Genomic DNA, 14,338 nt, shown 5'->3' with positions numbered 1-14,338 from the left:
CCTGTTTTTTTATCGTCGTCACATGCCGAGATAGGCCTTCCGCACGCGGTCGTCGGCGCGCAGCGTGGCGTTGTTGCCTTCGAGCACGACGTGTCCGGCTTCGAGGACATAGCCGTGGTCGGCGGATTCCAGCGCTTCCGCGACGCGCTGCTCGACCAGCAGCATGGTCAGCCCGGACTGGCGCCGGATCTCGATCAGCCGCTCGAAGATGAAGTCCGCAGTCGAGGGCGCCAGCCCCATTGAGGGCTCGTCCAGCATCAGAAGCTTCGGGGAGGAGGCGAGGCCGCGGCCGATCGCGAGCATCTGCTGCTGGCCGCCGGACATCGTGCCCGCGAATTGATCGCGGCGCTCCTTCAGCACCGGCAGCCATTCGAAGATGCGTTCGATATTGGCCTGCCAGTCCCGCCGGCCGCTTTCGGTCATCGCGCCCATCTCCAGATTCTCCATCACGGTCAGTGACGGGAAGACCTGGCGTCCCTCCGGGACGTGGGCGATGCCGAGATGGGCGCGCTGTGGCGGCGGCACCGCGAGCAGATCGACGCCGTCGAACGTGATCGCGCCGCCACTCGGCTTGACGATGCCGGAGATCGTCTTGAACAGCGTGGTCTTGCCGGCGCCGTTGGGTCCGACGATCGCGACGAACTGGCCCGCGCCGACATTGATCGAGACGTCGTTCAGGACGGGCTTGGCCGAATAGCCCGCGCTCAATCGCTCAATTCGCAGCATGGCCCACCCATTTCTTGCCGAGATAGGCCTCGATCACGCGATTGTCGCGCGTCACCACTTCCGGCAGGCCTTCGGTGATGACGGCGCCGTGGTCGAGCACGAGGAATCTGTCGACCAGCCGCACCATCGCCTGCATGGTGTGCTCGATGATCGCGATGGTCATGCCGTCGCGCGCGAGCTGCTGGATCACGGCCACGACCTCGTCGGCCTCGCCGTGGCCGAGGCCCGCGAGTGTCTCGTCGAGCAGCAGGATGCGCGGCTGGCCCGCGATCGCGCGGGCCAGCTCCATCAGCCGCAGCTCCTTGGTCGAGAGCTCGCCGGCGACACGGTCGGCGACGGCAGAGAGCCCGACGCGGACGACCGCGTCGGCGGCCATCTTGCGCGCCTCATCGTCGGTGCGGGCGCGCACATAGGCGCCGACCACGACATTGTCGAGGATCGACATGCGCAGGAACGGCCGCATCACCTGGAAGGTGCGGCCGATGCCGGCCTCGCAGATCACGTGCGGCCGCTGGCCCGACATGTTGCGGCTGTCGATCAGCACCTCGCCCTGGCTCGGCTTGAGGAAGCCGTTGAGGAGGTTGAACAGCGTGGTCTTGCCGGCGCCGTTGGGGCCGATGATGCCGAGGATCTCGTTCTCGTGCAGCTTGAAGCTGACGTCCTGCACGGCCTTGAGGCCGCCGAAGGACCGCGAGAGGTTCTTCACTTCGAGCACGACCTCGCCGGTGGCGGCACGCTGTCGCGCAGCCGGCTTCAGGGCCGTCACGTTGGCAGCTGCTGCTTCCGGTGTATCACTGACCGCCGCCTTGGATGCGGTGCGCTTGCGCAGGAGGTCGCGCAGCTTCCAGAACAGGCCTTCCGGCGCGAGCAGGATGACGCAGACGATGGCGATGCCGAAGATGACGCCCTGAATGCCGGGGATGCGCGCGCCGGCTTCGGCGTGCAGGATCTCGGCGAGCGGGATCAGGATCACCGAGCCGATCACCGGGCCCCAGACCGTGCCGACGCCGCCGAACATCGCGACCGTCAGCGCCTGCGCGGACACCAGCATGCCGAACACCGATGCCGGGGTCACGACCAGCAGCACCTGCGCGTAGAACCCGCCGATGGCGGCGGCGATCGCCCCGCTGAGCGTGATCGCGCGCAACTTCCAGGCCAGCGTGTTGATACCGGCGGCTTCGGCCGCAGCCTCGTTCTGCTTGATCGCGAGCAGCGCCATGCCGAAGCGCGATCGCTCGATCACCTGCGTCAGAACGATGGTGGCGAGCATGAGCGCCAGCCCAAGCAGCGTGTAGAGGTGCGGATCGGCGAACTGCATGTAGGCGATCGGCGCCTCGCGCTTGATCGGAAGCGTCACCTCCTGGAAGCCGAGCCATTCGAACACGTAGAGAATGGCGAGCGGGTAGGCGAGCATCGCCAGCGCGAAGTAGTGGCCCTGCAGGCGGAAGGTCGGAAAACCGATCAGGAGCCCGGCGATGCCGCCGAGCATGGCGGCGACCGGGATCAGCAGCCAGGGCGAGATGTCGAAATAGATCTGCCCGAGCGCGGTCGCGTAAGCGCCGATCCCGAAGAAGGCGGCGTGACCGAACGAGATCAGGCCGGTGTAGCCGCTGAGCAGATTCCACGACAGCCCGAACACCGCCCACACCGGCACCAGCGTCAGGATCAGCTGATAGTAGGAGTTGGTAACGCCGAGCGATACGACCGCATAGGCGAGTGTGAAGAGCAGGGGAGGCAGAAAGGAGCGCATCCGGAGCATGGTCACGTCCTCTCGACCATGCGCCCGAAGAAGCCCTGCGGACGGAAGAAGATGATGAGGAGGAAGACGGCGAAGATCGCGGCGTTCTGCAATTGCGTCGGCAGGATCAGCGTCGACATCTGCTGCACGAGGCCGATCGTCATGCCGCCCCAGAACGCGCCGATGATGCTGCCCATGCCGCCGAGCACGACGCCGGCATACATGACGATGACGTATTCGAGGCCGACGAAGGGGTGGAACGGGTAGTTGGTGGCAAGCAGGCCGCCGGCAATCGCGGTGATGCCGCAGCCCAATGCGAAGGCGGTGCGATGCGCGCGGTCGACGTCGATGCCCATATAGGTCGCAGCCGTCGGATTGTCCGCGGCGGCGCGGAGCGACTTGCCGATCCGCGTGCGCGTGATCAGCAGCGAGAGCAGGATCATGATCGCCAGCGAGACGATCATATCGATGCTGCGGGCCTTGTTGAGGAAGATGCTCATGTCGAAGAAGGGACCGAGCTCCCATGCCGAGCTCGACAGCGGCGTGCGGATCGAGGCCAGCACGGAGCCGAACACTATGAGGCCGCCATTCTGCAGGATCAGCGCGATGCCGAGCGTGAGGATGAGCTGGGCGTAATGGCCTTCGCCTTCGAGCGAGGCGGTGCGCGTCCCCGACACGTGCGAGATCAGCGCCCGATGCACGAAATAGCCGAACATTGCGAGCACCGGTCCGGCCAGCAGGATGGCGACGAACGGCCCGACGGCATTGCCGAACAATGTCTGGATGCCGGCGGCGGTGAAGAGATAGAAGGCGGTGTACATGCCGAGCATCATGAAATCGCCATGGGCGAAGTTGATGACGCGCATGACGCCGAAGATCAGGCCGAGCCCGACGCACATCAGGCCGTAGACGGCGCCGATCAAAAGCCCCGCGGCGAGCGCTTGCAGGAATCCTTCCATCAGCCTCGCCTCCGCGCCGCTGACAATTCTAAGCTGGTCTCGAGATCGACCATGTTTCCCCCGTACTCTCCGGCACTTCTCATGATGCCGATCGTAAAGCCCGTTCCGTTGCGTTCAGGCGGCACTGCGCGGCGATGTCGCCTGCATTGCCGAGCTGCTCGCAATCGTCGATGAGTTGCTCGAGCCGACGCGCGCGGTCCTCACCGAGGACTCCCGCTGCCGAGCTGCGAAAGCGTGCGCGAATATCCGCAGGTGTCGCGGCAATGACGTCGGGCAGAGCGTGCCGGATGGTCCGGCCGTCGCGCAGCTGCACGGACACTTCGGCACCCTGCTTGCCGGGGAAGGCGGCGGTGAAGCCGGCGTCAGCCTTGAGCTCGGTCACCGAGATCAGGCGGATGACGTCGGCATCGTCGAGCTCGGCGTAATTGTCTTCCTCGATCTCGCCCCGCGCCAGCGTCGCCGCGACGCTGAAGGGAATGCTCATCTTGGCCTGAAGCGCATTGCGGTAGGGACCTATGGAGTCGCAGCCGGGGTAGCGAACGGCGGCATCCGGCGCGCGAATGACGACCCGGTCGATCTCCTCCGCGCTGGCGAGTTCGTGCGAAACGCGTAGCGCCGCTTGCGCGGCGGTCTGCGCGAAATTGCAGGCCGGCACCGGCTTGTTGTAGACGGCCATGATCTCGCACTCGCCATTGGGGAAGAGCGCGATGCTGTCCGGCGCGGCCTGGCGGCGATAAGCGGCGAACAGGCCGGCTTCACCCTCCAGTATGGTTTCCGAGCCAAAGGCGCCGGCTGCGGCCAGGCCAATTGCCTTGATCGCATTGCTGGCTGCAAAGCCCGGATGGAAATACATGTCGGAGCCACCGGTATGCGGCCACTCGTTGAGTCCGCTGGAGGTATTGGCCGCGATCGCGATCGCGCTGGTGGCCTGGTCCTCGGAAAGGCCGCGTGCAAAACTTCCCGCGAGCGCGGCGCCCAAGGGGGCCACGAGGCCGGTCGGGCGATAGAGGCGTGCGAGGTCCGAGGTCCGCAGCGCGCGGCCGATCCTTGCGCCGGTCTCATAGCCGATGATGGCGGCCGTCAGCAGTCTGGCGCCGTGCAGCGGCGCCTGTTCGGACAGCGCGAGAAGGGCCGGCCAGATCACCACGCCGTGGTGCGCGATGCTGGCCGCATGCATGTCTTCGCGCACGAGACCGTGCCCCATCACCGCATTGGCGAAAGCTGCATCGGCCGGCGAGGAGAGTTGCGACGTCCCGATGATCGTTGCGCTGTCGCCGGCTTGCGCGATCGCAATCGCCTGGCGGCTCCAGGGATGATGGCCCGCCTCGAAGGCGCAGGACAGGAAGTCGAGCAGGCAGAGTTTTGCCTTGGCGATGATTTCCGGCCCGAAATCTCCGAGATCCCGCGCGAGCACGCTCCGCGCCATCTGGCGCGCGAGCGGCATCTTGCCTGATCTTGACGGGCCCGTCGTCATCGCCGGTCGTTCTCCCCTGGCTTGTGCGATCAGCCGCGCATCTCGACCCCGGCCCACTCTTCGAGCACCTTGGCGATCGAGGTGAAGTCGGATGAGGCGCCGTATTTGGCATTGGTGATCGCCAGCATCTGCCGCACGACCGCGCCGCAGACCATCGGCACGCCCATCGCCTCGGCCTCGTCCACGCAAAGACGGACGTCCTTGTAGGAGAGGCCGGTGGCGAAGCCGAAATCGAAGGTGCCGGGCAGCACCGCGCGGGGGAATTTGTCTTCGGAGGCGCTGTTGCGGCCGCTGCTGGCGTTGATGATGTCGATCAGCACTTTTGCGTTGACGCCGCCCTTGACGCCCATCGCGACGGCTTCCGAGGTGATGACGAGCGCGGCTGCTGCCATCAGATTGTTGGCGAGCTTGGCGGTCTGCGCCACGCCCGGCTTGTCGCCGGTGTAGAACAGCTTGCCGAAGTTCTTCAGGATCGGCTGCACGGTGTCGTAAGTCGCCTGCGGGCATGAGACCATCACCGCCAGCGTGCCGTTGACGGCGCCCTTGATGCCGCCGCTCACGGGCGCATCCACCAGCGTCATCCCCTTGGCCTTCAGGCCTTCGGCAACGAACTTCGCTGCGCCGGGCCCAGACGTCGAGAGATCGATGACGATCTTCGTACGGTTGCCGCTGCTGATGCCGTCCTGGCCGAGCGCAACAGCCTTGACGATGTCGGGCGTCGGCAGGCTGGCGAGCACGATGTCGGAGCGTGAAGCGACGTCGGCCGGCGAACTGGCGAGCAGTGCGCCGCGCTTGACCAGCGGCTGAGTCGCCTCGGCCTGCGTGTCATAGACGACGAGCGAATAGCCCGCGTCCATCAATCGTCCCGCCATCGGGCCGCCCATGCGGCCCGTGCCGATTACGCCGAGAATCTCTCCCGCCATCGTCTACTCCCTGTCGCGCGATCCCGTGACGGGCGCGCCTTCTTCATCTCGTTGGTCGAACGCGTTCGCCGGCCGGCCGTCTCGGCCGCCATCGTCGTGGCAGCGGGGATCCCGCGCCAACGGGCCAGATTGTTATGATTGTCAGACAAGCTGTCAAGCATAACATTTAGGGTCGACAGTTTGCCGCGGATCGGCATAAGGTTCGGGAAAACGAGGAAGACGCTCCGCGTGCCGCAAGTCCCAATTCCGAGTGTGAGCAAGACGCTCGCCGATTTCGTCGCTGCTTCGTCCTGGGCGGAGGTGGAGGCGCAGAGCCCGGAGGCGCGTCGATCGATTCTCAATTTCTTCGCGACGGCGCTCGGCTCCGCGCGCGATCCCGTGGTCATCTCGGCGATGCGCACGCTGTCGCCGTTCAGCGGGGCCGCGACATCGACGGTCATCGGTCACTCGCAGCCGATGGATGCGTTGTGTGCGTCATTTCTCAATGCCATCTCGGCCAATTTGCTCGACTTCGACGACACCCATCCCGAGACGATCATTCATCCCGCCGCGCCAGTTGCTGCGCCGATATTGGCGCTTTCGGAGATGCGCAAACTGTCGGGCCGGGAGGTGTTGACCGCATTCATTCTCGGCGTGGATGTGGAATGCCGCATCGGCAATTCAGTCTCGCCGCGCCACTACGCACGCGGCTGGCACATCACCTCGACCTGTGGGATTTTTGGCGCAGCGGCGGCTTGCGCGAAACTACTGGGCTTGCCCGCGGAGGGGATTGCGAATGCAATCGGGCTCGCGGCGAGCCAGTCGGCGGGCAATGTCGAGAACCTGCCCAGTGCAGCCAAGAATGTCAGCGTTGGCAACGCGGCGCGGAACGGATTGTTTGCAGCACTGCTTGCGCAGCAGGGCTATGAAGCGGCGCCCCGCGCCATCGAAGGCCCGCTCGGCTGGGCGCGCACCATGGGAGACGAGCCCGATATTGCTTGCCTGCTCGATAGTCTCGGCAAGACCTGGGAGATCGCGAAGAACACCTACAAGCCTTATCCCGCCGGCATCGTCTTTCACGCGGTGATCGACGCCTGCCTCTCGTTGCGCGAGCGCATCGGCGGGCGGGTCGACCAGATCGAGCTGGTGACGGTGCAAGGCTCGGCGCTGCTGCTTGCCCGCGGCGATCGCCCGGTCAACAACGAGCGCGATGCGCGCGTCAGCATCCATCATTGCGTGGCATGCGGATTATTGCTCGGCACGGCCGGGGTCGCCGAGTTCGCGCATGAGGCTGTGGTCCGGCCCGATATCGTGCAGCTGCGGCAGAAGGTGAGGGCGGAGCTGGACGGCGAGATGGGCGATGGCGCCACGCGCGTGACGTTGCGACTGTCGTCCGGTGAGGTCCTCACCGAGACCGTGATCGCACCGCGTGGCAGTCTCGCCGCACCGCTCACAGATCGCGACATCGAGGCCAAGCTGCGCGATGGCGTGCGGACCGGTCGAAGCGATTGGGATGCGGACCGTGTCATCGACGCCATCTGGCGGCTCGATTCGGTCGACGACGTCGGCAATCTCCTGCAATCGCTGCGACCGGCATCGCGCTAATCAACTTCCAACTCAACTCTCTCAAGACCTGAAAGGGACGATCATGAGCAAGACCGAACTGTTCGAAAAAGGCCTCAAGGTTCGCAAGGAGGTGCTCGGCGAGGACTACGTCAACAAGTCGATTGCCGGCGCCGACGAGTTCACGCGCACCATGGCGGAATGGTCGACCGAATTCTGCTGGGGTGCGCTGTGGACGCGGCCCGGCGTCGACCGTCGCACGCGCTCGATCGTTAATCTGGCCATGCTCGGCGCGCTGAACCGGCCGCATGAGCTGAAGCTGCACGTCAAGGGCGCCCTGAAGAACGGGCTGACCAAGGAGGAGATCAAGGAGATCCTGCTCCAGGTCGCGGTCTATTGCGGCGTTCCCGCCGGCATCGACGCCTTCCGCAATGCGCGCGAGGCCTTCAATGAGGTCGACGCGGCCGGTTCCTGAGCGAATCCCATGGCTGACCCGGACTACGAGCTCTTCGCCATCCGCTACGCAACGCGGGATGCGCAGCGGAGCGAGCACTTCATCGGCGGCGACCCGCATGACGGACCGATGCCGATGGACTATTTCATGTGGCTGGCGCGGGGAGGCGGGCGCAGCTTCGTCATCGACACCGGCTTCAACGCGGAAGTGGCCAGGCAGCGCAGGCGGAATTTCCTGCGCTGCCCGGTCGAGACGCTTGCCGCGTTCGATATCGACCCTGCCGACGTCGGGGATGTGATCCTCACGCATCTGCACTACGACCACGTCGGTAATTTCGACCGGTTTCCGAACGCGCGATTTCATCTGCAGGAACGCGAGCTCGCCTACGCCACCGGGCGCTATATGCAATATCCGCGGCTGTCGCATTCGTTCGAGGTCGAGGACGTCTGCGGGATCGTGCGGCTGAATTACGCACGCCGGGTGCTGTTCTACGACGGCGATGCCGAGATTGCGCCCGGGTTGACGGTGCATGCGGCCGGCGGCCATTCCGCCGGCCTTCAATTCGTCCGCGTCAACACACGCCGCGGCTCTGTCGTGCTCGCCTCCGACGTCAGTCATTTCTACGAGAACATGACCAGCGAGCGTCCGTTCACGACGGCGTTTCATGTCGGCGACATGCTTGTCGGCTTCGACAAGCTGCGCGCCGCGGCGCCTGGCGCGGACCACATCGTTCCCGGTCATGATCCGCTCGTCATGAAGCTCTACCCGGCGCCAAGGCCGGAGCTGAATGGGATTGCGGTTCGCCTCGACGTGGCGCCGACCGCAACGCCGGCCTAACCGCGCGTCGCGGGTTCCAGGTCTGCCTCTGCACCGCGGCGGTTCGGAACCAAAGCCTTCGCCTTCGCATTCGCAATGGATCGCCGAATGCGCTTGATGGTGGAGGACGATGAGGGACAGCACGTCGGAAGTGGCCGAGATCAGGGAGGCCGTTCATCTCTGCATCGACATGCAGAACATTTTCGCCCCCGGAGGTCTGTGGGCGACGCCGTGGATGGAGCGCGTCCTGCCGGCGATCGTCTCGATCGTTGCGCGCCACCAGGCCAGAACCATCTTCACGCGCTTCATCACGCCGCAGGATCCGGAAGATCGCCCCGGCCAGTGGCAGAGCTATTTTCATCGCTGGAGCCAGGCAACGCGCAAGCATCTGCCGCCATCCGCGCTCGAGCTGGTGCCCGCGCTGAGCAAGTTCGTTCCGCCGGCTGCCATGATCGACAAGCCGGCCTATTCGGCGTTCAGCAATCCCGCCCTCGCGGGCCTGCTGATCGACAAGAACGTCGGTACGGTCGTGATCTCGGGCGCTGAGACGGATGTCTGCGTGCTCTCGACGGTCCTGAGCGCGGTCGATCTCGGCTTCAGGGTCGTCATCGTCGAGGACGCCTTGTGCAGCTCGTCCGACGTCGGGCACGATGCGCTCATGACGATGTACCGCACCCGCTTTCACGGCCAGGTTGACCTGGTGACAACGGAAGAACTGGCCGAGTTCTGGCGGAAGTAGGAGGCGATGCGCTCAATTGACGTTGTCGGCGAGCATGTTGCGGACGGCCGTGGCGACGGCCGAAATGCCGCTCGCATCGTGCATCAGCGCGATCTCGCCCTGCTGGGCGTGGCGAATGGCATGCGCCATGATGCGGAGGCGCGGGTCTCCGCTACTCCGCCACATCCGGTCGGCCATCCTGACCGCGCCTATGTGATGCCTGCTCATGGTCTCGACGAACACCGCGTCGAACCGGTCCGCCGGCGCGGCCTTGACCTGTCGCATCTCGGCCTGAGTCAGGAAGCCCGGCATGGCGGCACGCTCTTCGGTGCTGCAGTCGGGCATCTCCGTGTCGAACCAGCTCAGCCACCAGTTCTCGAAGATCCGGCTCTCGCCGGCCTGGCTCGCGACCATCAGCATCGCGAGCTTGCGCAGATGCGGGTCCTGGGCGCGCTCCACGGCGATCCGGGCCAGATCGATGCCCTGGGCATGATGCGCCGTCATGTGACGGATATAGGTCTGGTCCGCATCCCTGTCGCGGCCTATCCACGGCGGCTCGTAGCCGTGGCTGCCGAACAACGCGATCGCGCCTAACAGCGCCATCACAGCCAGCGCACCGGTGATCCAGACGTTGGTGAAGCGGATGTCGCGCTCGGCTGCAGCGCCGCGCCTCCAGCGCAACCGGGCGAACAGAGGATACATCAGGGCCGAGGTGCCATGAACAAGCAGGCCGATCCAATAGGGCTGCTGCAGCGTGAACAGCGGCTGCCAGAACGGAAACAGCGGCACCAGCACGAACCATTCCGTGGCCGACGAGAACGCGGCCCAGGGTAGCGCGAGCAGCAGGATGGTCGCCGGCCGCAACTCGGCGGTCCAGCGTCCGAGCACACCGAAGAACACCAGCGCCCAGGAAAAATCCGCCCATTGATGAAAGGCGATCCCGGTCAGGACCGCACTCCATGACGGCTCCGCGCTGATCGCCCAGTCGCGCGCGGGAATGGCGGCGACCGTCATCCAGTCGACCGCGGCATCGCGGCCGATCCGCGCGGCGAACAGCTGGCTGACGATGGTCGAGAAGGTGCTGCTGATCAGGCCGAGCTCGGCGGCGGCAATCCAGCGCGAACGTCGTCGTCTCCCCGTGACCCGCGACGAGCCTTTGTCAGTGCGCCGCGCTGCATTGGCAAGTGCTGGTCGCGGCTCTGCGTTCACGTCAGCTGCTTGAGCTTCTTCAGCGGGTTGAGCTCACTCGGCTTGTCCCGTTCGTCGCGGCCGCGCTCGGCCTCGGCCTTGCCGTCATCGTGCAGATCCTGGTCGCCGATGATCTCGCCGACGGCTTGCCTGGTCTTGCCGACGATGCGTTGCTGAAGTCCCTTTGTCTTGCCCATGGCTTGTCTCCAAATGGCTGTCTCCCAAGGTGACCTGCCTCCCAGACCCACGCCGCTAACCCCGGCGCCTGAAGGGGCGGTGAGCGCCGGGGTTGCGGTTTCGTGCTGTCTGCCTCCGGCAGGGGGGACGTCGGAGGCGTTGATCAGACGCTCTGACGCGCGGATGGTTCCTCGCGGCCTTCAGCGCGGATCGAGCGCGATGATCACGCCTTCATTGCCCCGGAGCAGGATGGAAGCATCCGGCAGCGGCGCCGGCGGCCGGTCGAGATGCGTCGACATCAGCAGGCGGCCGCGGCCCAGCCAGTGCCATTTGCGCGGCTCGGCGGCGATGTTGAGCGCGACCAGAAATTCGTTGCGGCCGTCGGTCCGCTTGTAGGCGAGAACGTCGTTCTGCGCGCGCAGCGGCTCATGACCGCCGTGATGCAGACCCGCATGCTCGCGCCGCAGCGTGATCAGCGCGCGAAACAGCGCCAGCATCGAGTGCTCGTCGCGCCGCTGCCCGGCAACATTGGCCGCGCCATCGGAAGGCTCCAGCGGCAGCCACGGACGGCCCGTGGTGAAGCCGCCGTCGGGGCTGTCGTCCCATCGCATCGGTGCGCGCTCGGGATCGCGGCAGAGGCCATATCCCGGCACCAGCCTCTCGAAAGGATCATGGACGCGGTCGGGTGGAATGGGCACGCGCTTGCGGCCGATCTCGTCGCCCATGAAGAGGAACGGCGTTCCCCGCAGCGTCATCAGCAGCATCGCCAGCACGCGCATTTGCGCCTCGCCGATCTTGCTCGCGACCCGCTGCTTGTCGTGGCCGCCGATCACCCAGACCGGCCAGGCATGCGCGGGCAGGGCGTTGAAATAGGCGTCGATCGCCGCTTGCAGCGACAGCGCGCTCCACGGCGTATCCAGCAGCGCGAAATTGAGCGGAAGATGCAGGCGCGGCTTGTCGTTGCCGTAGAAATGGCCGATGCGGTCGGTCTTGCCTTGGACTTCGCCGCAGAGCATGCGTCCCCGATAGCCGTCGATCACCTCGCGGATGAATTCGATGCAATCCATCGTCTCCGGCCGGTCGTCGGTGAAGACGGGCGTCTGGCGCTGCGGCGGCGGCTTGCTCCCGGCCGCCGGATTGGGCGGGTTGTCGCGCAGCAATTCGTCCTTGATCAGGACCGCGCTGGCATCGACGCGAAAGCCGTCGACGCCGCGGTCGAGCCAGAAACGCATCACGCCCGCGATCGCGCCGCGCACCTGCGGATTGCGCCAGTTGAGGTCGGGCTGCTCCACCAGGAAGGAATGATAATAGTATTGCCGCCGCGCCTCGCACCATTCCCAGCCGCTGCCGCCGAAGCGGCTACGCCAGTTGTTGGGCGGCCCGCCGTTCTCGGCCGCATCGGCCCAGATGTACCAGTCGGCCTTGGCGCTGGCGGGCGAGCTGGAGCTCTCGACGAACCATTCGTGATCATCGGCGGTGTGATTGGGAACGAGGTCGAGGATGAGTCGGATGCCTTCGGCGTGCAGGGCTTCGAGCAGCCGGTCGAAATCCCCGAGGCTGCCGAAGGCAGGATCGATCGCGCAATAGTCGGAGATGTCGTAGCCGAGGTCGCGGAACGGGCTCTTGTAGATCGGCGTCAGCCAGACTGCGTCGACGCCGAGCCATTTCAGGTAGTCGATGCGCGACAGCAAGCCGGCGAGATCGCCCTTGCCGTCGCCGTTGGAGTCCTGGAAGGAGATCGGTGCGATCTCGTAGATGACGGCGGATTCCCACCACGCAGCTTTATCACGGGACTCGACGCTCATCGCCTTGCTTCACCTCATTATCGGCGGGCGCTGCGATCTGCCTGGCCGCCGTTCTGACGCTCTCGATGCCCTTGGGGAAGCCGCTGCGGTTCGGATACAGCTTGCGCCGTGCCTCGCGCGGCGGCCGCCTCGGCCTGGTGTCCTGCGCGGCGCGGTAGTCGAGCATGGCGATGCCGCCGACCATCAAGAGCGCCAGCGCGATGTTGCCCTTCTTGGGATTGTCGGCTGTCAGCCCCGACAGCAGCGCGGCGGCATCGAGACCGTCGCCGCCGACGCGGGCCCACAGGCCGGCGTTCTTGTCGACCGACAGCGACATGATCCCGGCCAGGATCTCGCGCACACCGAAGGCGCGGACCATGGTCTCATGGCCTTCCATGCCCAGCGTTTCCGTGACGCGTCTCGGCGCGAAGAATTCGACGACGCCAAGGCCGATGCTGAACCAGCCGAGCGCGCGGGCGAGCTGATCTTCCGGCCGCTTCAGGCTCGGCCCGCCCTCGACGATCTTCGGATCGCCCTTGGTGCGGACGATGTTGGAGAAATGAAACATGGCTTGCTCCTTCAGGGCCTCAGCACGACCTTGACGCAGGAATCGCGCTTGTCGCGAAACACCTGGTACATCTCCGGTCCTTGTTCGAGCGGGACGGTGTGGGTGATGACGAAGGAGGGATCGATCTCGCCCTCCTCGATGCGGCGGAGCAGGTCGTCGGTCCAGCGGTTGACGTGGGTCTGGCCGGTCCGCATCGTCAGGCCCTTGTTCATGAAGGCGCCCATCGGAAGCATGTCGGACAGGCCGCTGTACACGCCGGGCACCGAGATGATGCCGCCGGGCCGGCAGACATAGATCATCTCGCGCAGCACGTGGGGCCGGTCGCTTTCCGCCATCACCATCTGCTTGGCGCGGTCGAGCAGCGTGTCGGGCAGGGAGGCCATCACATGCGATTCCATGCCGACGCAGTCGATGCACTTTTCCGGTCCCCTGCCGTCCGTGAGCTCGTTCAGCCGTTCCACCACGCTCTCCGTCTCGAAGTTGATGATGGTGGCGCCGCCGGCTTCCGCCATGCTGAGCCGCTCGGGCAGGCAGTCGATCGCGATGACTTGATTGGCGCCGAGCAGGATGGCGCTGCGGATCGCCATCTGCCCCACGGGACCGCAGCCCCAGATCGCGACGGTGTCGGTGGGCTCGATGTCGCATTGCACGGCGGCCTGCCAGCCGGTCGGGAAGATGTCGCTGAGGAACAGCAGCTGCTCGTCGGGAATGCCTGGCGGCACCTTGATGTGGGTGGCATCGGCATAGGGCACGCGGAGATATTCGGCCTGGCCGCCGGGATAGCCGCCGGTCAGATGGGTGTAGCCGAACAGGCCGGCCGTCGTGTGTCCGAACACCTTGTCGGCCAGATGGCGTTTGCGGTTGGTGGTCTCGCATACGGAAAAATTGCCGCGCTTGCACTGGTCGCATTCGCCGCAGATGATCGTGAAGGGCACGACGATGCGATCGCCCTTCTTCAGCTTGCCGTCGACGCCGGAGCCGACCTCGACCACTTCGCCCATGGTCTCGTGGCCCATGATGTCACCGGGCAGCATGCCCGGGATGAAATTGTGGAAGAGGTGCAGGTCGGAGCCGCAGATCGCGCAGCTCGTGACCTTGATGATGGCATCGCGCGGGTCCTGGATCTCCGGATCGGTGACGGTGTCGCAGCGGATGTCCTCCTTGCCGTGCCAAACCAGCGCCTTCATCCTTCCGTCCTCCCGACTGAACCAGTTGGCCAACTAAGTCGAGGCGTGAACGATGGTTGCTAACGCCGCGCGCAAATTCTTCGC

Annotated in this window: 14 protein-coding genes; 4 read left to right on the top strand and 10 right to left on the bottom strand. The window is 65.6% G+C overall.

Features of this window, described 5'->3' with window-relative positions; genetic code table 11:
• Nucleotides 1–18: 18 nt before the first annotated feature.
• The 5 genes from A3AS_RS0126815 to A3AS_RS0126795 all read right to left on the bottom strand — a co-directional run bounded on the left by A3AS_RS0126815 (nucleotide 19) and on the right by A3AS_RS0126795 (nucleotide 5,820).
• Nucleotides 19–726 (bottom strand): ABC transporter ATP-binding protein, encoded by a 708-nt coding sequence (locus A3AS_RS0126815; protein WP_018320622.1) that lies wholly within the window; start codon nucleotides 724–726, stop codon nucleotides 19–21.
• Nucleotides 713–2,485 (bottom strand): ATP-binding cassette domain-containing protein, encoded by a 1,773-nt coding sequence (locus A3AS_RS0126810; RefSeq protein WP_026202389.1) that lies wholly within the window; start codon nucleotides 2,483–2,485, stop codon nucleotides 713–715. The genes A3AS_RS0126815 and A3AS_RS0126810 overlap by 14 nt, the downstream gene beginning before the upstream one ends.
• A 2-nt stretch (nucleotides 2,486–2,487) precedes the next feature.
• Nucleotides 2,488–3,423 (bottom strand): branched-chain amino acid ABC transporter permease, encoded by a 936-nt coding sequence (locus tag A3AS_RS0126805; protein ID WP_018320620.1) that lies wholly within the window; start codon nucleotides 3,421–3,423, stop codon nucleotides 2,488–2,490.
• A gap of 79 nt (nucleotides 3,424–3,502) precedes the next feature.
• The gene (locus A3AS_RS0126800; RefSeq protein WP_018320619.1) at nucleotides 3,503–4,897 is read right to left on the bottom strand and encodes an MmgE/PrpD family protein; all 1,395 of its coding nucleotides are present in this window, start codon (nucleotides 4,895–4,897) and stop codon (nucleotides 3,503–3,505) included.
• Between the two features lie 29 nt (nucleotides 4,898–4,926).
• Nucleotides 4,927–5,820, bottom strand: coding sequence for an NAD(P)-dependent oxidoreductase (locus tag A3AS_RS0126795; RefSeq protein WP_018320618.1), 894 nt, complete (start codon nucleotides 5,818–5,820; stop codon nucleotides 4,927–4,929).
• Between the two features lie 228 nt (nucleotides 5,821–6,048).
• Here A3AS_RS0126795 and A3AS_RS0126790 point away from each other — a divergent pair, with 228 nt between their 5' ends.
• The 4 genes from A3AS_RS0126790 (at nucleotide 6,049) to A3AS_RS0126775 (ending at nucleotide 9,371) form a co-directional block, all read left to right on the top strand.
• Entirely contained in the window at nucleotides 6,049–7,404 is a 1,356-nt protein-coding gene (locus A3AS_RS0126790; protein ID WP_026202388.1) for an MmgE/PrpD family protein, read from the top strand.
• A gap of 43 nt (nucleotides 7,405–7,447) precedes the next feature.
• On the top strand, nucleotides 7,448–7,837 hold the full coding sequence (locus tag A3AS_RS0126785; protein WP_008557256.1) for a carboxymuconolactone decarboxylase family protein: 390 nt from the start codon (nucleotides 7,448–7,450) through the stop codon (nucleotides 7,835–7,837).
• Nucleotides 7,838–7,846: 9 nt separating this feature from the next.
• Entirely contained in the window at nucleotides 7,847–8,653 is an 807-nt protein-coding gene (locus A3AS_RS0126780) for an N-acyl homoserine lactonase family protein (protein WP_018320617.1), read from the top strand.
• 109 nt (nucleotides 8,654–8,762) lie between these two features.
• Entirely contained in the window at nucleotides 8,763–9,371 is a 609-nt protein-coding gene (locus A3AS_RS0126775; RefSeq protein WP_018320616.1) for a cysteine hydrolase family protein, read from the top strand.
• Nucleotides 9,372–9,383: 12 nt separating this feature from the next.
• On the opposite strand, the gene A3AS_RS0126770 is transcribed toward A3AS_RS0126775, so the two are convergent.
• The 5 genes from A3AS_RS0126770 to A3AS_RS0126750 form a co-directional block, all read right to left on the bottom strand.
• Nucleotides 9,384–10,559, bottom strand: coding sequence for a DUF305 domain-containing protein (locus A3AS_RS0126770; RefSeq protein WP_018320615.1), 1,176 nt, complete (start codon nucleotides 10,557–10,559; stop codon nucleotides 9,384–9,386).
• On the bottom strand, nucleotides 10,556–10,735 hold the full coding sequence (locus tag A3AS_RS0126765; protein WP_018320614.1) for a hypothetical protein: 180 nt from the start codon (nucleotides 10,733–10,735) through the stop codon (nucleotides 10,556–10,558). Before A3AS_RS0126765 ends, A3AS_RS0126770 begins: the two co-directional genes overlap by 4 nt.
• 180 nt (nucleotides 10,736–10,915) lie before the next feature.
• Complete coding sequence (locus tag A3AS_RS0126760; protein WP_018320613.1) at nucleotides 10,916–12,520, bottom strand: alpha-amylase family glycosyl hydrolase; 1,605 nt, start codon at nucleotides 12,518–12,520, stop codon at nucleotides 10,916–10,918.
• Nucleotides 12,501–13,067, bottom strand: coding sequence for a hypothetical protein (locus A3AS_RS0126755; RefSeq protein ID WP_018320612.1), 567 nt, complete (start codon nucleotides 13,065–13,067; stop codon nucleotides 12,501–12,503). Before A3AS_RS0126755 ends, A3AS_RS0126760 begins: the two co-directional genes overlap by 20 nt.
• 11 nt (nucleotides 13,068–13,078) lie before the next feature.
• On the bottom strand, nucleotides 13,079–14,254 hold the full coding sequence (locus A3AS_RS0126750; RefSeq protein ID WP_018320611.1) for a zinc-dependent alcohol dehydrogenase: 1,176 nt from the start codon (nucleotides 14,252–14,254) through the stop codon (nucleotides 13,079–13,081).
• Nucleotides 14,255–14,338 lie beyond the last annotated feature (84 nt).

The organism is Bradyrhizobium sp. WSM2793 (assembly GCF_000379585.1).
Taxonomy (GTDB): Bacteria; Pseudomonadota; Alphaproteobacteria; order Rhizobiales; family Xanthobacteraceae; genus Bradyrhizobium.
The sequence above is the reverse complement of the archived record's forward strand: the minus strand, read 5'-3'. Positions and strand labels throughout refer to the sequence as shown.